Genomic DNA, 17867 nt, shown 5'->3' on the forward strand with positions numbered 1-17867 from the left:
CGCACGACATCACCCGCGCAACGCGTGCAGGCGTTGCGCGAGTTTCTTCGGCGAGACGCCGCTCTTCGCGCCCAGTTCCTGCGCGAACACCGATACCCGCAGCTCCTCCAGGTCCCAGCGCAGCGCCTGCCAGTCCGGCGACTGTGCGACGCCGTCTTCGTTCGCCTGCGCCAGCGCGTCGGCGAACGGCTTGAGTTCCAGCATGCGTGCCTGGTCCTTCGCGGGATCACGCTTGGCGCGCTCGGCGCGCAGCGTCATCGCCTTCAGGTAGCGCGGCAGTTGCGCCAATGCGTCAGCGGGCGTGTCGCGCAGGAAACCAGGATGCACCAGCGCCGCCAGTTGCGCGCGCAGGTCGTCGAGGTTGCCGCGCGCCCAGCCCATCAGCGGCGCATCGAGTTGCGGCTTCAGCTCGGCCACCGCCGACAGGATCGCTTCGGCGAGCTTCAGCCGCTCCATCGCCTCGCCGAACAGGCGCTTGCCGGCATCGTCGCGCCGGTGCTCGAACGCAGCGCGGTCGCGGATCGCGTCCAGTCCGTCCGCGAGCACGGCGTTCATGGCCGCATCGACGATGTCGCCGCGCAGCCGCTCCTGCGATTCGATCGCCGCGTACAGCAATCCCGTCTTCGGCGACACCGGCAGCTGCTTGCGCGCCTGTTTCACCTTGTCGGCCAGCGCGATCTCCAGCAGACGGCGTACACCCCCCGGATGCGCGTCGGCCGCTTCCACGCGGTCGGCGAACACCTGCAGCGCCACCGTCTCGCCGTCGTCGCGCAGGGCCGGATACGCCGGCACACCGGCTTCGCCCGGCACCTCGCGCGGAATCGGCTGTGCGGGAAAGTCGCGCAGGCCGCTGGCCGCCATCTCGCGACCGGCGCGCGCCGCGAACGCCTGTCCCGCCTTCGCGCCGAAGCGCTGGCGCAACGCATCCAGGTCGCGCGACTCGGCCAGCACGCGACCTTCGCCGCTGCGTGGATCCTCGCGCAGCCGCAGGTTCATGCGCAGGTGCGGCTCCAGCGCCGCGTCGTCGAAGTCGAGCGCACTGACCGCCACGCCGGTCGCACGCGAGAGGAAACGCGCCAGCTCGCCGCGGATGTCGTCGGCGGTGGGTTTGGCGAACGCTTCGAAGAATGCGCGGGCGAAATCCGGCGCCGGCACGTAGTTGCGCCGCATGGCCTTGGGCAGGCTGCGGATCAGCCCGACCGCCTTGTCGGCGACGAAGCCCGGCGCCAGCCACGACAGCCGCGTCGGGTCGAGTGCGTTGAGCAGGTGCAGCGGCACCTCCAGCGTCACGCCGTCGTCGACCGCGCCCGGCTCGAACCGGTAGTGCAACGGCAGCCGTGCATCGCCCAGCGCGAAGTACTTCGGATAGCGGTCTTCCTCGCTGCCTTCGCCCGGCAGCAGATCCGTCAACGACCAGTGCAGCGCGCGGCGCTTGTCGGGCGGCAGCGCCTTCCACCACGCATCCAGACCGGCGGCGGAATGGAGCTCGGACGGGATGCGATCCAGGTACCAGCGCGCCTGCCAGTCCTCGTCGGCGACCAGTCCGGCGCGGCGCAGCTTGGCTTCCTCTTCCTGCGCCTGCTCCAGCGTCTTCAGGTTGTCGGCGACAAAACTGGCGCGCGTGGTGATCTCGCCGGTCACCAGGCCCTGCCGCACGAACAGGTCGTGCGCCTCGCCCGGCGCGATGCGGCCGTAATGCACCGGCTTCTTCGGTGCCAGCACCAGGCCGAACAGGCTGATCTGCTCCGACGCCAGCACCTGGCCCTGCGCGCGCGACCAGTGCGGATCGAAATGCTTGCGCAGCAGCAGGTGCGGCAGTTCGGCGATCACCCAGTCCGGCTCGATCGCGGCCAGCGTCATGCCCCACACTTTCTGCGTGTCCAGCAGGTTGGCCGCCAGCAGCCACGGCGGCGCACGCTTGGACAGTGGCGAGCCCGGAAACGGCAGGAAGCGGCGCTGGCGCGGCGCCTGGAAATCGCCCTTGTCGGTGCGGTGGCCGATCTGCGTGGGCAGCCCGGCCACCAGCGCGCGGTGCAGCGTCTGGTAGGCCGCGGCGCGCACGCGCTCACTGAAACCACCGCCGGCAGGCGCCTGCTCCTGTTGCGCGCGCACCGCCACCGGTGCCGGCGCGGCTTCGGCCTTGCCTTCGCGCGCCAGCCGCGCGGCGCGATGCAGCTGGCCACGCGTCGCCTTCAGCGCGGCGGCGCCGTCATCGCGCGCGGCGGGCGGAGCGCTGCTGCCGGCGAGCAACGGCGCCAACGACGCCTCGTTGTCTTCTTCCTTCCAGCCCAGTTCCTCGCACAGCAGGCGCAGCTGGCGATGCAGCTCGCGCCATTCGCGCATGCGCAGGAAACCGAGGAAATGGCGGCCGCACCAGTCGCGCAGCTTCGACTGGGTCAGGTCCTCATGCGCCTGGCGGTAGGCATCCCACAGGCGCAGCACGCCGACGAACTCGGAGCGGCCGTCGGCGAACTGCGCATGCGCGGTGTCGGCTGCGCCGCGCGCGTCGGCCGGGCGCTCGCGCGGGTCCTGGATGCCGAGGAACGACGCGATCACCAGCATCGGCCGCAGGCAGCCCGCCGCCTGCGCCGCCACCAGCATGCGCGCCAGCTTCACGTCCACCGGCAGGCGCGCCATCTGCCTGCCGATCGCAGTCATGCGCCGCTCGCCGTCGATGGCGCCGAGCTCGGTCAGCTGCTGCCAACCGTCGGCGACGGCCCGCTCGTCCGGCGCTTCCAGGAACGGGAAGTCCTCGATCCGGCCCAGGCCCAGCTGCAGCATGCGCAGGATCACCCCGGCCAGGCTGGAGCGGCGGATCTCGGGATCGGTGAATTCCGCGCGCGCCTGGAAATCCGCTTCCGCGTACAGGCGGTAGCAGATGCCCTCGGCGATGCGTCCGCAGCGGCCCTTGCGCTGGTTGGCGCTGGCCTGCGAGACCGGCTCGATGTGCAGGCGGTCGAGCTTGCTGCGCGGGCTGTAGCGCTTGACGCGGGCGAAGCCGGGATCGACCACGTAGCGGATGCGCGGCACCGTCAGCGAGGTTTCCGCGACGTTGGTGGCCAGCACGATGCGCCGGTTCGGACCGGGATTGAACACGCGGTCCTGGTCCTGGTTGGACAGCCGCGCATACAGCGGCAACACCTCGGTGTTCCGGTACTTGCGGCGCTCCAGCGACTGGTGCGCGTCGCGGATCTCGCGTTCGCCGGGCAGGAAGACCAGCACGTCGCCGCGCGCGTCCAGCCGGGTGATCTCGTCCATCGCCGCCACGATGGCGTCGTTGACGGTGCGGTCGCCTTCCTGCTCGCCCTCGCCTTCCGGCGCGCGGTAGCGCACCTCGACCGGATAGGTGCGGCCTTCCACGCTGATCACCGGCGCGTCGTCGAAGTGTTTGGCGAAACGCGCGGTGTCGATCGTCGCCGAGGTGACGATGACCTTCAGGTCGCGGCGCTTGCGCAGCAACTGCTTCAGGTAGCCGAGCAGGAAGTCGATGTTGAGGCTGCGTTCGTGCGCCTCGTCGACGATGATGGTGTCGTAGGCCGAGAGCCAGCGGTCGCTGGCGATCTCCGCCAGCAGGATGCCGTCGGTCATGAACTTGATGTGGGTGTCGTCGCCGACCTGGTCGTTGAAGCGCACCTGGAAGCCGACGCCGCGGCCGAGTTCGGTCTTCAGCTCGTCGGCCACGCGACGCGCGACCGCGCGCGCGGCGATGCGGCGCGGCTGCGTGCAGCCGATCATGCCGGCCACGCCGCGGCCGGCGGCCAGGCACAGCTTGGGCAGCTGGGTGGTCTTGCCGGAGCCGGTCTCGCCGGCGATGACGACCACCTGATGGTTCCGGATCAGCTCGACGATGCGCTCGCCCTCGCGGGCGATCGGCAAGGCGTCGTCCAGGGTCACCGCCGGCACCGTCGATAGACGCCGCTCGCGGGCGGCGATCGAGGCGGTCAATGCCTGTTCGAAGGCCTGGCGCACGCCGGCATCGGCCGGCTTGCCCTGCCAGCGCGACCATAGTCCATGCAGGCGACCGCGGTCGCGGCTCAGCGCGCGGTCGAGCGACTGCCGGCCCTGGTCGAGGGCGGTGCGGTCGGGACTGGGGGGGGATGGATTACGGGGAGTACTCATCTTCAGCACGTGCTTGAAACTTTTTGCTCACGCCACATGTTCTAGTGTGTCCATTGTGCCGTCTCAACCCACCTACAGGAGCATCCGCATGGCCAAGCCGAAGACCAAGCCCGCCAAGACCAAGGCCCCCTCCGTGCCCGCGCCGCTCGCGGCGGCCCCGTCGGCACCGAACATCGATATCGGGATCAGCGGCGGCGAACGCAAGAAGATCGCCGACGGCCTGTCGCGCTTCCTCGCCGACAGCTACACGCTCTATCTGAAGACCCACAACTTCCACTGGAACATCACCGGCGCGATGTTCAATTCGCTGCATACGATGTTCGAGACGCAGTACACCGAGCAGTGGACCGCACTGGACGAGATCGCCGAGCGTATCCGCGCGCTGGGCTTCAACGCGCCGGGTTCGTACCGCGAGTTCGTCAGCCTCACCTCGATCCCGGAAGAGCCTGGCCTGAGCGACAGCGCCGACTGGCGCGAGATGGTCCGCCAGCTGGTGATCGGCAACGAAGCGGTCTGCCGCACGGCGCGCAAGGTGCTGGACATCGCCGACGACGCGGACGATGCGCCGACCGAGGACCTGCTGACCCAGCGCCTGCAGACGCACGAGAAGTACGCGTGGATGCTGCGCTCGCTGCTGCAGTAATCCGCGCTTCCGTGACGCACCGACGCCCGGCCCATGCCGGGCGTCCTGCTTTTCGCGCCCGGCCCGGGGGTTTCCTACACGCGTCGGCGTCTTGGGCGGGACCGGCCCGCCCGGGGGCCGGGTTATCCTGTGCGCATGTCGTCCCCCGCACTTGAAACACTGCAGCGCGTCTTCGGTTACAGCGCCTTCCGTGGCCACCAGCAGGCCATCGTCGAACACCTCGCCGCCGGCCACGATGCCCTGGTCCTCATGCCGACCGGCGCCGGCAAATCCCTGTGCTTCCAGGTGCCCGCGCTGCTGCGCGACGGCACCGGCATCGTCGTCTCGCCGTTGATCGCACTGATGCAGGACCAGGTGGACGCCCTGCGCCAGCTGGGCGTGCGTGCGGCGTTCCTGAACTCCTCGCTGGACGCGGACGAGGCGAACCAGGTCGAACAGGCCCTGCTGCGCGGCGAGCTGGACCTGCTCTACGTCGCGCCGGAGCGGCTGCTGACCGGGCGCTTCCTGTCGCTGCTGGACCGCAGCCGCATCGCCCTGTTCGCCATCGACGAAGCGCACTGCGTGTCGGCGTGGGGCCACGACTTCCGCCGCGAATACCTGGAACTGACCCTGCTGCACGAGCGCTGGCCGGACGTGCCGCGCATCGCGCTGACCGCGACCGCCGATCCGCCGACCCAGCGCGAGATCGCCGAGCGGCTGAACCTGGTCGAGGCCGAGAAGTTCGTCAGCTCGTTCGACCGCCCCAACATCCGCTACACCGTGGTGCAGAAGGACAACGCGCGCCACCAGCTGCGCGACATGCTGCGCAAGCACCGCGGCGAGGCCGGCATCGTCTACTGCCTGTCGCGCAAGCGGGTGGAGCAGTTCGCCGACTACCTGGCCGAACAGGGCTTCAACGCCCTGCCCTACCACGCGGGGCTCGACGCCAGCGTGCGCGCGCACAACCAGCGCCGCTTCCTGCGCGAGGACGGCATCGTCATGGTGGCGACGATCGCGTTCGGCATGGGCATCGACAAGCCGGACGTGCGCTTCGTCGCGCACGTGGACCTGCCCAAGTCGATGGAAGGCTATTACCAGGAGACCGGCCGCGCCGGCCGTGACGGCGACGCCGCCGAAGCGTGGCTGTGCTACGGGCTGGGCGACGTGGTGCTGCTGAAGCAGATGATCGAACAGGGCGAGGCCGGCGAAGAGCGCAAGCGCCTCGAACGCCGCAAGCTCGACCAGTTGCTGGGCTACTGCGAATCCACCCAGTGCCGGCGGCAGGTGCTGCTGGCGGGCTTCGGCGAGACCTACCCGCACGAGTGCGGCAACTGCGACAACTGCCTGAGCCCGGCCGAGACCTGGGACGCCACCGAGGCTGCACAGAAAGCATTGAGCTGCGTGTACCGCAGCGGCCAGCGCTTCGGCGTGAACCACGTGATCGACGTGCTGCGCGGCAGCGAGAGCGAGCGCATCCGCCAGTGCGGCCACGACCACCTGACCACCTACGGCATCGGCAAGGATCTGGACGCGACCGCGTGGCGCAGCGTGTTCCGCCAGCTGGTGGCCTGCGGCCTGCTGGAAGTGGACGCGGAGTTCGGCAGCCTGCGCCTGACCGAAGGCAGCCGCGCCGTCCTGCGAGGCGAGCGCCGCCTGCAGCTGCGCAAGGAGCAACGCGAAAAGCGCGAACGCGACCGCGGATCGCGCAGCGGCGTGCCGGTGCAGGCCGCCGACCTGCCGCGCTTCCAGGTCCTGCGCGATCTACGGGCGGAGCTCGCACGCGAACAGAACGTGCCCGCCTACGTCATCTTCCACGACAGCACGCTGCGCAACATCGCCGAACAACAGCCCGCCACGCTGGACGAGCTGGCACGGGTGGGCGGCATCGGCGGGGCCAAGCTGGAACGCTACGGCCAGCGCGTGCTGGAAGCGCTCGGTGCGGCGGGATGAAGTTCCACGGCCAACGACCCAGTATCCAGCCCACGTTCAATCCCCGGCTGTTAGCTTGCCTCTCGGGTCCGCCAGCCGGCGGACCGTACTTCCGGGATGTCCCATGAAGACCCTGCCCCTCGCCCTGCTGGCTCTGCTGAGCATCCCGTCCGCCTGGGCCCAGTCGAATGCGGCAGCGCTGGACTTGAGCCTGCCTCCGTCCGCGGCCTACGCCAAGGATCCGCCCGGCACCTGGTATGGCGATACGCAGCCGGCGCGCCCGAAGAAGGCGGCTGCGCTCGCCGCCCCGGTCGACCCCTGCGTGCTCTACGGCGACGACGACGGCGATGGCGTGTCGGGCAGCGTCACCACCGGTATCGGCTACAGCAAGGGCCGCGGCCGCAGCACCTACAACGCGGTCAACCTCAATCTCTGCAAGACCACGTACGACGACAACGGCAAGCCACGCACGTTCAACTTCAACATCAACGTCGACCGTTATGAAGGCCCCGGCGGCTACTACGGCCCGTATGGCGGCTATCCCGGCCGCCCGATGATGCGTGGCGCGCCGCATCCGTAGGTTGATCAGTCGCGCGTGGCGACGCGCGCGACCAGGGCCACCGCCACCAGCAGCACGACCAGCAGGCCCAGTGCCGCCGCCAGCGAGGTGAGGTTGGCGATGAAGCCCAGCGCCGCCGGCCCCAGCAGCACACCGGCATACCCCATCGTGGTGACCGCGGCGACCGCCAGGTGCGTGGGCATGCTGCGCTGGCGCCCGGCGGTGGAGAACATCACCGGCACCACGTTGGCCGCGCCTGCGCCGACCAGCGCGAACCCCGCCAGTCCGGCCAGCGGCGACGGCGCCAGGATCGCCAGCATGAAGCCGGCCGCTGCGACCAGCGCACCGCACAGCACCACACGGAACGCACCCAGCGCCTGCACGATGCGGTCACCGGTCAGGCGTCCGATCGTCATCGTCACCGCGAAGGCGACGTAACCGAACCCGGCGATCGCCGGATCGGCGTTGCGCACGGAAGTGAGGAAGACCGCGCTCCAGTCCAGCACCGCGCCTTCGGACAGGAACATCGCGAAGCACACCGCGCCGACCAGCAGCACGCGACCGCGCGGCAGCACGAAGGCGGGATGATCGCCGTCGCCGCCTTCTTCCAGCAACCCGCGCCGTGCACCGGCCAGCAACAGCGCGGCGATCACCGCCATGCCGCCGATCGCCGACAGCGGCGACGCGCCCAGCGCCAATGCGCCCGCCACGCCGCCCGCACCGGCGATGCCGCCGACGCTGTACATGCCGTGGAAGCCGGACATCATCGCGCGGCCGCTGGCGCGTTCGACGATCACCGCCTGCACGTTCATCACCACGTCGAGCACGCCCATGCTGGCGCCGAACACGGCCAGCACCAGCGCCAGCACGGGAATGCTGGGCGCCAGCATCAGCGCCGGCATGCACAGGCAGATCATCGCGCCCGCGGCGAGGATCGCGCGGCGGCAACCGAAGCGCGCGGCCAGCCCGCCGGCCAGCGGCATCATCAAGACCGAGCCCACGCCCAGGCACAGCAGCATCAGGCCGAGCTGGCCGTCATCGAGTGCGAGCGTGCGCTTGGCGAACGGGATCAGCGGCGCCCACGCCGAGATGGCGAAGCCGCCGATGAAGAAGGCGATGCGGGTGGCGATGCGTTCGCGCGCGCCGGGTGCCGGCATCGCGGCGTCACTCACGGACATGCGGCTCAGGGTGCCAGCAGTTCGAACGGCACGGCGTCGCCGACCGCGCTGGACGGCGCGACCCACAGGTCGAACAGGCCCGGTTCGGCAACGGGGCGGTTGTCGACGCCGTGGAATTCGACATCGGCGCGCGTCAGCGTGAATTCGACGTCCTGCGACTCGCCGGCAACCAGCGCGATCTTGCGGAAGCGCTTCAGCTCGCACACCGGACGCACGCGACTCGCGGTGCGGTCGCGCAGGTACAGCTGCACGACTTCTTCGCCCGCTCGGGTGCCGGCATTGGTGATGCGCGTGCGGATGGTCAGCGTGTCGTCCCAGCCCAGCGTCTGCGTGTCGAGCTGCGGCACGCCGTAGTCGAAGCGCGTGTACGACAGGCCGTGGCCGAACGGATACAGCGCGGCGTGGGTGACCTCGCGCCAGCGCGTCTGGAAGAAGCGCGGCGTGCCTGGCACGTTGGGACGGCCGCTGGCGGGATGGTTATAGAAGTACGGCTGCTGGCCGGCGTCCTGCGGGAAACTCACCGGCAGGCGCGCGGACGGGTTGTAGTCGCCAAACACCACGTCGGCGATCGCCGGGCCGGTCTGCGTGCCGAGGAACCAGCCCACCAGGATCGCCTGCGCATCGCGCATCGCACCATCCAGCGCCAGCGCGCGGCCGTTGCGCAGCACCACGACGACCGGCGTGCCGGTGGCGGCGACCGCCTCGGCCAGCGCCTGCTGCGCGGCGGGCAGCACGATCTGCGTGCGCGACTGCGCCTCGCCGGAAAACTCGTGCGGTTCGCCCACGGCGAGCAGCACCACATCGGCCGCGCGCGCGGCGGCGACCGCAGCGTCGATGCCGCCCTCAAGCGCTTCTTCGATGCCGCTACCCGGCACCACGACCAGTGCGGACGGATCGTCCAGCGCGGCGCGTACGCCGGTCTCCACGGCCACCATGCGCGAGGCGTCGCCGAAGATGTTCCAGCAACCGCCGAGGTTGGCGGTGTCCTGCGCGAACGGCCCGATCAGCGCGATGCGCTGGCCGGCCTTCTTCAGCGGCAGCAGGTCGCCGTCGTTCTTCAGCAGCACGATGGAGCGGCGCGCGCAGTCGCGGGCCAGCGCATCGTGCGCCGGGATGTGCGACTGGTCGGCTTCACGCTCGGCATCGAGGCAGCGGTAGGGATCGTCGAACAGGCCGATGGCGGCCTTCACGTGCAGCACGCGGCGCACGGCTTCGTCGACCTCGTCCATGCTCAGCCGGCCTTCGGCGACCAGCGTTGCGACATGGCCGGCGTAGATGCCGCTCTGCAGGCTCATGTCGAGACCGGCGGAGAGCGCTTTCTGCGCAGCATCGGCTTCGTCGCTGGCGTAGCCGTGCGCGATCAGTTCCAGATCGGAGGTGTAGTCGGAGACGACGAAGCCTTCGAACTTCCACTCGCCGCGCAGGATGTCGGTCAGCAGCTCGCGGTTGGCCGAAGCCGGCACGCCATTGATGTCGTTGAACGAACTCATCAGCGTCAGCGCGCCGGCGTCGATGGCGGCCTTGAACGGCGGCAGGTGCACGTCGCGCAGCGTCTGCGGCGCCATGTCCACGAAGTTGTAGTCCAGGCCCGCGGAGATCGCGCCATAGGCGGCGAAGTGCTTTGGGGTGGTCAACAGCGAATCGGCGGCCGTGAGGTCCTGGCCCTGGAAGCCGCGCACGCGGGCAGCGGCGAATTCGCAGGACAGATGGACGTCTTCGCCGGAGGTCTCCGCCACGCGGCCCCAGCGCTGGTCGCGCGCGATGTCGACCATCGGCGCGAACGTCCAGTGGATGCCGGTCGCGGTGGCTTCCTTCGCGGTGGCGCGCGCGGTGCGCTCGGCGAGGTCGGGTTCGAAGCTGGCGGCTTCGCCCAGCGGGATCGGGAACACCGTGCGCATGCCGTGGATCACGTCGGCGCCCAGCAGCAGCGGGATGCCAAGCCGGCTCTCCTCCACTGCGATGCGCTGCGCCTCGCGGCCTTCCGCCGCGCCCACGCCGTTGAACAGCGCGCCGACCCGCCCACTGCGGATCTGCTCGCGTACCTGCTCGGCATCGCGCGCGAAGGTCTCCGGATTGACCTCGAAGGCGAACGGCCGCAGCGCATCGGCGAAGGCGCCGAGCTGGCCGATCTTTTCCTCCAGCGTCATCCCGGCGATCAGGCCCTCGATCCTTCGCTGATGCGGCATGTAAACGATCCTCCCGGGAACGCGGGTATTACGGGGCAGTCATTATGAAAACGTTTACAGTCACGGTCAAACCCGCCCGAACTCCACCTCGCCCATCGTCCTGGGACCCGCGCCGGCGGTCATCCGGCCATGCCCGAATGGCGCAGCAGCGCGTCGATCCGCGGGGCACGACCGCGGAAGGCGCGGAAGTTCTCCGCCGCGCCGCGACTGCCTCCGCGTGCCAGTACTTCACGACGGAAACGCGCACCGGTGCCGGCGACCTCGGCGGGCGCTTCCTCGAAGGCCGCATAGGCGTCTGCGCTGAGCACCTCGGCCCACTTGTAGCTGTAGTACCCCGCCCCGTAGCCCCCGGCGAAGATATGGCTGAACTGGTGCGGGAAGCGGTTGAACTCGGGCGGGAAGTTCACCGCCACCTCGGCGCGCACGCGGTCCAGCAGCGCCAGCACGCTGTCGGCGGCGGGATCGAAGCCACTGTGCAGCTGCATGTCGAACAGGCCGAATTCGAGCTGGCGCACCGTGGTCATGCCGCTCTGGTAGTTCTTGGCCGCCACCATCCGGTCGAACAGGGCGCGCGGCAGCGGTTCGCCGGTGTCGACATGCGCGGTCATCGCCTGCACGCGCGCCCACTCCCAGCAGAAGTTCTCCATGAACTGGCTGGGCAGTTCCACCGCATCCCATTCCACGCCGCTGATGCCGGCCACACCCAGTTCACCGACCTGCGTCAGCAACTGGTGCAGGCCGTGGCCCATCTCGTGGAACAGCGTCGTCACGTCGCTGTGGCTGAAGGTGGCCGGCTTGCCGTCCATGCCTTTGCCGAAATTGCAGACCAGATAGACCAGCGGCGTCTGCGTACCGCGCGCGGTGTCGCGGCGGTTGCGGCAGTCGTCCATCCAGGCACCGCCGCGCTTGCCTTCGCGCGCGTACAGGTCGAGGTAGAACTGCCCGACCAGCGCGCCGTCGCCATCCACCAGGCGGTAGAAGCGCACGTCGGGATGCCACGTCGGCGCCGCGTCCTGCTCCACGCGCAGGCCGTAGAGATCGCCGATCACGCCGAACAGGCCCGTCAGCACCGCCGGCTCGGTGAAGTACTGCTTCACGTCCTGGGCGGAGAAGCTGTAACGCGCCTGCTTGAGCTTTTCACTGGCGTAGGCGAGATCCCAGGCTTCGAGCGTTTCCAGGCCGAGCTGTTCGCGGGCGAAGGCTTCCAGTTCCGCGCGGTCGCGCTGCGCATGCGGCCTGGCGCGCGCGGCGAGATCGCGCAGGAACGCCAGCACCTCGTCCGGCGTGTCGGCCATCTTGGTGGCCAGCGAATACTCCGCGTAGCTGGCGAAGCCGAGCAGCGTGGCGAGCTCGGCACGCAGCGCGAGGATGCGGTCGATCAGCGCGGAGTTGTCGAGCGCCTCATTGTCGGCGAGTTCGGACGCGCGCACCGCGTTGGCGTGGTACAGCGTCTCGCGCAGCGCGCGGTCGTCCGCGTACGTCTGCACCGGCAGGTAGCACGGCATTTGCAGGGTGAACTTCCAGCCCGGCTCGTCGTCGGTCTTGGCCGCGGCTCGCGCCGCCGACACCACGTCGGCCGGCAGGCCACCGAGATGCTGCTTGTCCTTGATCCAGAACTCGCATTCGTCGGTCGCGTCGAGCACGTTCTGCGAGAACTTCGCCGAGAGTCCGGCGAGTTCCTCCTTCACCGCGGCGAAGCGCGACTTCTGTTCGTCCGGCAACTCGGCACCGCCAAGGCGGAAATCGCGCAGCGCGTTGTCCAGCACCTTGCGGCGCGCGTCGTCGTACTGCGCCGCCTCGGGCGCATCGGCCAGCGCACGGTACTGGCGGTACAGCGCGAGGTTCTGCCCCAGCGCGCTCCAGAAGCGCGTCACCTTCGGCAGCTGCGCGTTGTAGGCAGCACGGAGCGCCGGCGTGTTCGCCACGGCCTCCAGGTGGGCGACCTGATTCCAGCCCCGCGCCAGTCGCTCGGTGGCATCGTCCAGCGGCACGACGAAGCCATCCCACGTGACCGGTGCGACGGCTTCTGCCGCCTTCACCGCTGCCTCGGCTTCCGCCAGCAGTTGATCGATGGCGGGCGCGATGTGCTCGGGGCGGATCGCGTCGAAACGCGGCAGGCCGGAGAAGTCGAGCAGCGGATTGGTCATGGGGCGCCTCGTTGAAAAAAGGGGTTCAGTTCGGCCGGTCGGCCTGGGCCAGCGCGGGCAGCCCGTGCCCGGCGACCGCCGTGGCGATGGCGTCGTCGCTTTCCACGATGGGGATGCCGCGCCGCAGATACCAGTCCCGGTTGTAGTAGCTGTGCGCATAGCGTTCACCGCTGTCGCACAGGATGCTGACGATGGAGCCGGCCTGTCCTTCCTCGCGCATGCGCGTGGCCGCCGCCAGGATGCCGACGAAATTGGTGCCGGTCGAGCCGCCTACCCGCCGCCCCAGTATCGCGCTCACATGCCGCATGGCGCCCAAACTGAGCGCATCCGGGACCTTCACCATCGCATCGATGCAGGCCGGGATGAAGCTGGGCTCGCAGTGTGGACGCCCGATGCCCTCGATGACGGAGCCTCGCGAACAGGTCAGCGTGGTGTCTTCGCAGCCGTCGCAGGCGCCCCGGAACCGGTCGAAGAACACCGAATGCTCCGGATCCGCGCACAGCACGCGCGTCGGATGCCGGCGGTAACGCACATAGCGTCCCAGGGTGGCGCTGGTACCGCCGGTGCCCGGACTGCAGACGATCCACGTCGGCACCGGATGCGGCTCGGCCTCCATCTGCTTGAAGATGGATTCGGCGATGTTGTTGTTCGCGCGCCAGTCGGTGGCGCGCTCCGCGTAGGTGAACTGGTCCATGAAATGGCCCCCGCTCTCCTGCGCCAGACGCCGGGAGACCTCATTGATCTCCGCCGCCTGCTCGACGAGATGGCAGCGCCCACCCTGGAACTGGATCGCGGCGATCTTGTCCGGCGACGTCGACGACGGCATCACCGCGATGAAGGGCAATCCGAGCAGGCGCGCGAAATAGGCTTCGGACACCGCGGTGGACCCGCTGGACGCCTCGATGACCGGCGCCCCCTCGCGCAGCCAGCCGTTCGCCAGCGCGTACAGGAACAGCGAACGCGCGAGCCGGTGCTTCAGGCTGCCGGTCGGGTGGCTGGATTCGTCTTTGAGGTAGACGTCGATGCCGGGAAAGCCGGGCAGCGGCAGCGGGATCAGGTGGGTGTCCGCGGACCGGTTGTAGTCCGCTTCGATGCGCTGGATCGCCTGCGCCGTCCAGTCACGCGCTGCCGTGGTCACGCCGCTTCCTTTTCCGCACCGCCTGGATCCGGCGCCGAGTGCGTCAGTTTAGCAAGCCGCGACCGAGCCGACGCCTTCCATGTCGCTGGCAATGCGGACGGGGACGCGCTGTCGCGTCCCCGTCCGATGCATCACGAACGATCCCGGTCGATCAGCTGGTTGTACTGGCGGACCATCTCATCGAACTGGCTGGCATCACCGCCCGCCTTGATCTGCCGGTAAGTGCCGAGCAGCGACATCATGTCTTCGTAGGCACCCATTTCTTCATACTGCTGCTCGCCATCGGCCTTCGCGTCGAGCTGCGCCTTGATGCTGGTCGCGCTGTCCTCGATCTGCTTGGCCAAGGCATCGGCCTGCGCCATCTTGCCTGCGTCCTTGAAGTCGGAGGCCTTCTCAAACAGCGCTAGCAGGTCATTGGCCGCGTAGGTGCCCTGCTTGATGTCGACCCAGACGGTATCGCCGTCGGCCTTCAGGCGGGCCAGCACCTTGGTCCGGTTGGCGCGCTCGATCGCGTCCAGTTCGTCGGAAAGCGCATCGAAATCACGGTTGAGCTGCGTCCAGCGCTGGACGAACTCCGGCTCCATCGCCTTGCCCTTCGCCAGGTTGTCCTCGAGATACTTCTTCGAGTCGATGTAGCCATCGAGATCCGTGGCCTGCTTGAAGAGCGCTTCACCGTTGGCCACCATCCGCTTGACGACGTCGTCGACCTTCGCGGTATCCGCACCGCCAGACAGCGCGAGCCCCTTCTTCAAGTTGCCGAGGCTGTTGCGCAGCATGCTGGTATTCAAGTAGACGACCAGCCGGGTATCGGCGCCGACCGACGTCATGCCCGCGATGTTCTGCGCCTTGTACGCCTCCAGCAGATTGTCCAGGCCCTTGGTGCTGCCATAGAACATGCCCACCATGTCGTTGTAGGCCTTGGTATAGGCGTTGATCTTCTCCGCACCCTGCTGGTCTGCATCGGGCGCGTCGACGCTGGCGTTGTCGCCTACGACTGCCGCGCCCCTGTCCGTGCCAGTCCCCGTCTTGCCGCACGCAGCCAACGCCATTGCCGTGACGACGGCCACGGCCAACACTTTCCTAGCACTCATCCTTTGCTCCTTGACGTGTAGATCTACCGACGCATCGTGTCCGCTGCATCGCACTCGACATCGCACCTGCGTTAACCGGCGAAAATGTGAACCGAGATAGCCGGATAACCATGCACAGGCTACCCGTTTATCACGAAGGGGAATGCAGGATTGCCGGCCCATATGCATCACATTAGCGGCCTTCCGAGCCGCGTGGGCGCGAACGAACCAGCGCCTGCTCGACAGCGCAGTACACATGCCGGATCCCACCCGTGTCTCGACAGCAGCCTGACGAACCATCGTCACGCGTTATCGGCAATGCGAACCGTCGTGACGGCATTGATACGGAACGACTGGCGAGTTGTCGCATGGCACAGCTAGTGCGTCGTCGCTTGGAATCGTATTCCTGGCCAACACGCATCGGGTGCGTCCTGGCATCTGGATGCGTGATGCGTGATGGAGTCCAAGTGGTGGGCCGTGAAGGATTCGAACCTTCGACCAAAAGATTAAAAGTCTTCTGCTCTACCGACTGAGCTAACGGCCCGGAAACGCATCCCGGCCTTGCACCGGGACGCGCATTCTACCCCAACGCTCGTGATGGGGCGAAGCCCGCGCGATCAGGCGTAGCGCGTGGGATCCACAACACCGGCATCGGCGAAGCCGGCGGCCCGCAGCCGGCAGGCATCGCAATGCCCGCAGGCGCGGCCCTGTTCGTCTGCCTGGTAGCAGGAGACGGTCTGTCCGAAATCGACGCCCAGGCGCACGCCTTCGCGCACGATGTCGGCCTTGCTCATGCGCAGCAACGGCGCCTGGATGCGCAGCCCTGCGCCTTCCACTCCGGCCTTGGTCGCCAGATTGGCGAGCGTCTCGAAGGCCTCGATGAACTCGGGACGACAATCGGGATAGCCGGAATAGTCGACGGCGTTGACGCCACAGAAGATGTCGTTGGCGCCCAGCACTTCGGCCCAACCCAGCGCGACCGACAGCATGATGGTGTTGCGCGCCGGCACGTAGGTCACCGGGATGCCTGGCCCGCCGGCCTCCGGCACGTCGATGTCGTCCGTCAGCGCGGAGCCGCCGATGCTGCGCAGGTCCACGTGCACGGTCTTGTGCGCGGCGGCGCCGAGCGTGGTGGCGACGCGCGCGGCAGCATCGAGTTCGGAGGTGTGGCGTTGGCCATAGCGCACGCTGAGTGCGTGCACGGCGAAGCCCTGCTCGCGGGCGATGGCGACGACGACGGCGGAGTCCATGCCTCCGGACAGGAGGACGACGGCGTTCTTCATGGGGCGATGGTTCGTGGGGTGAGGGGTAGGCTACCGCAGGCGCCAGGTCAGCGGCCCGGCTCGTCGTTCCACAGCAGCTTGTGCAGCTGCATCTGGAAGCGCACCGGCAGGCGGTCCTCGACGATCCAGTCCGCCAGGTCGCGCGGCGACAGTTCGGATTTGCTGGGCGAGAACAGCACGTCGCAGCGTTCGGCCAGGCGGTGCTCGGCGAGCATGCCGCGCGCCCACTCGTAGTCGGCACGGCCGCACAGGACGAACTTCACCTGGTCGCGCGCGGTGAGCAACGGCAGGTTCTCCAGCCGATTTCTGGACACTTCATTCGAGCCGGGCGTCTTCAGATCGACCACGCGCGACACGCGCGGATCGACATCGGCGATATCGAGCGCGCCGGAGGTTTCCAGCGACACATCGAAACCGGCGTCGCACAGCTTCCGCAGCAGCACCACGCTGCGCTTCTGCGACAGCGGTTCGCCGCCGGTGACGCAGACGTGGCGGACACCCTGGCGGGCGACTTCGGCGACGATGTCGTCGATCTCACGCCACTCGCCACCGTGGAAGGCGTAGGCGGTGTCGCAATACTGGCAGCGCAGCGGGCAGCCGGTCAGGCGGACGAAGACCGTGGGCCAGCCGACCGCATTCGCCTCGCCCTGCAGGGACAGGAAGATCTCGGTGATCTTGAGGCGTTCCAGTGGGGACTGGACGATCTCGCTGGGGCGGGCGGCGTCATTCATGGGGTGCGCATGATACGCCCTGGCGGCCCGGCGTCTCCGCCAGGCGTGCCGGACGTGGCCGGCTCAGCGCAGGCGGCCGAGCTGGATGGCGCGCAGACGGTCGTCGGCCGTGCGGGCGACGTCGGTGCCGGGATACTTGGCGATGACCTCGCCCAGGGTGCGCTCGGCTTCGGGCAGCTTGCCCAGTCCGTAGTCGCACAGGCCGATCTTCAGCAGGGCGCCGGGCGCCTTGTCATGGGTCGGGTATTGCGCCAGCAGCGCGCGGAACTGCTCCGCGGCCAGTGCGTAATTCTGGGTGACGTAATAGCTTTCGCCCAGCCAGTAGAGCGCGTTGGGCGCGTACACGCCACTGGGGTACAGCTGGAGGAAGCTGGTGAACAGCTGCGCCGCATCGGCGTATTCGCCCGCCTTCAACCGGTCGAAGGCGACGTTGTAGGCGGTGCGTTCGTCGCCCGTGGCGGACAACGCACCCATGTCGCCATGGACGCTGGGCGAGCGCTCGGCCGTGGCGGCCACAACGGGCGCCGGCGTGGTGGCCGGCGCGGCGACAGGGGCAGCATTGCCAAGCGGCGGACTGGCGGGCGCCGTACCGACCGGGGCTGGCGTCGCGCCGCCTTCAAGGCGGTTGAGACGACCATCCAGGTCGAGGTACTGGTCGCGGCCACGCTGCTTGAGCTGCTCGTTCTCGTTCTGCAGCTGCTCCAGCTGGGCACGCAGCTCACGCAGCTCCGCTTCCTGCTGGGAGACCTTGTTGAGCAGGTCGAGGTTCTGCTGCGGATTGTTGGCCTTCGCTTCCAGCGCCGCCACGCGGTCAGCCAGGCTGACGCGCTGCGCGTACGCGGGAGCGGCGACCACGAGGGCCGCCGCCAGGACCAGCAGATACGTCTTCTTCGCGATCATCGTGA

12 protein-coding genes and 1 tRNA gene are annotated in these 17867 nt (G+C 68.7%); 3 read left to right on the forward strand and 10 right to left on the reverse strand.

Annotated features, from left to right (window positions below):
- Positions 1-9 precede the first annotated feature (9 nt).
- The gene (gene hrpA / locus AX730_RS14260) at positions 10-4119 is read right to left on the reverse strand and encodes an ATP-dependent RNA helicase HrpA (RefSeq protein WP_062357623.1); all 4110 of its coding nucleotides are present in this window, start codon (positions 4117-4119) and stop codon (positions 10-12) included.
- Between the two features lie 88 nt (positions 4120-4207).
- Between hrpA and AX730_RS14265 the strand changes: the two genes are divergently transcribed.
- From AX730_RS14265 to AX730_RS14275, 3 genes are all read left to right on the forward strand, one after another.
- A complete protein-coding gene (locus AX730_RS14265) occupies positions 4208-4762 on the forward strand; it encodes a Dps family protein (protein WP_062357625.1) in 555 nt (184 codons plus the stop codon).
- A gap of 135 nt (positions 4763-4897) precedes the next feature.
- Entirely contained in the window at positions 4898-6691 is a 1794-nt protein-coding gene (recQ, locus tag AX730_RS14270) for a DNA helicase RecQ (protein ID WP_062357860.1), read from the forward strand.
- A 103-nt stretch (positions 6692-6794) separates the two neighbouring features.
- A complete protein-coding gene (locus AX730_RS14275; RefSeq protein ID WP_062357627.1) occupies positions 6795-7250 on the forward strand; it encodes a hypothetical protein in 456 nt (151 codons plus the stop codon).
- A gap of 5 nt (positions 7251-7255) precedes the next feature.
- Here the strand turns inward: AX730_RS14275 and AX730_RS14280 are convergent, their stop codons facing one another.
- The 9 genes from AX730_RS14280 to ybgF all read right to left on the reverse strand — a co-directional run bounded on the left by AX730_RS14280 (position 7256) and on the right by ybgF (position 17862).
- A complete protein-coding gene (locus AX730_RS14280) occupies positions 7256-8407 on the reverse strand; it encodes an MFS transporter (protein ID WP_062357629.1) in 1152 nt (383 codons plus the stop codon).
- Positions 8408-8412: 5 nt separating this feature from the next.
- The gene (locus tag AX730_RS14285; protein ID WP_062357630.1) at positions 8413-10593 is read right to left on the reverse strand and encodes a glycoside hydrolase family 3 N-terminal domain-containing protein; all 2181 of its coding nucleotides are present in this window, start codon (positions 10591-10593) and stop codon (positions 8413-8415) included.
- A 119-nt stretch (positions 10594-10712) separates the two neighbouring features.
- Positions 10713-12740: a M3 family metallopeptidase gene (locus AX730_RS14290; RefSeq protein WP_062357632.1), complete on the reverse strand. Its 2028-nt coding sequence runs from the start codon at positions 12738-12740 to the stop codon at positions 10713-10715.
- Positions 12741-12765: 25 nt separating this feature from the next.
- A complete protein-coding gene (locus tag AX730_RS14295) occupies positions 12766-13878 on the reverse strand; it encodes a PLP-dependent cysteine synthase family protein (protein ID WP_062357634.1) in 1113 nt (370 codons plus the stop codon).
- Positions 13879-14009: 131 nt separating this feature from the next.
- Positions 14010-14969 carry a DUF3829 domain-containing protein gene (locus tag AX730_RS14300; protein WP_198147208.1) on the reverse strand — a complete coding sequence of 320 codons (960 nt, stop codon included), beginning with the start codon at positions 14967-14969 and terminating at the stop codon, positions 14010-14012.
- A gap of 447 nt (positions 14970-15416) precedes the next feature.
- A tRNA-Lys gene (locus AX730_RS14305) sits at positions 15417-15492 on the reverse strand.
- Between the two features lie 73 nt (positions 15493-15565).
- A complete protein-coding gene (queC, locus tag AX730_RS14310) occupies positions 15566-16231 on the reverse strand; it encodes a 7-cyano-7-deazaguanine synthase QueC (RefSeq protein WP_062357638.1) in 666 nt (221 codons plus the stop codon).
- A 47-nt stretch (positions 16232-16278) separates the two neighbouring features.
- Positions 16279-16962, reverse strand: a complete 684-nt coding sequence (gene queE / locus AX730_RS14315; RefSeq protein ID WP_062357640.1) for a 7-carboxy-7-deazaguanine synthase QueE — start codon at positions 16960-16962, stop codon at positions 16279-16281.
- 63 nt (positions 16963-17025) lie between these two features.
- On the reverse strand, positions 17026-17862 hold the full coding sequence (gene ybgF, locus AX730_RS14320) for a tol-pal system protein YbgF (protein WP_083537929.1): 837 nt from the start codon (positions 17860-17862) through the stop codon (positions 17026-17028).
- Between the last annotated feature and the right edge of the window lie 5 nt (positions 17863-17867).

This window comes from Pseudoxanthomonas mexicana, assembly GCF_001556105.1.
Lineage (GTDB): Bacteria > Pseudomonadota > Gammaproteobacteria > Xanthomonadales > Xanthomonadaceae > Pseudoxanthomonas_A > Pseudoxanthomonas_A mexicana_A.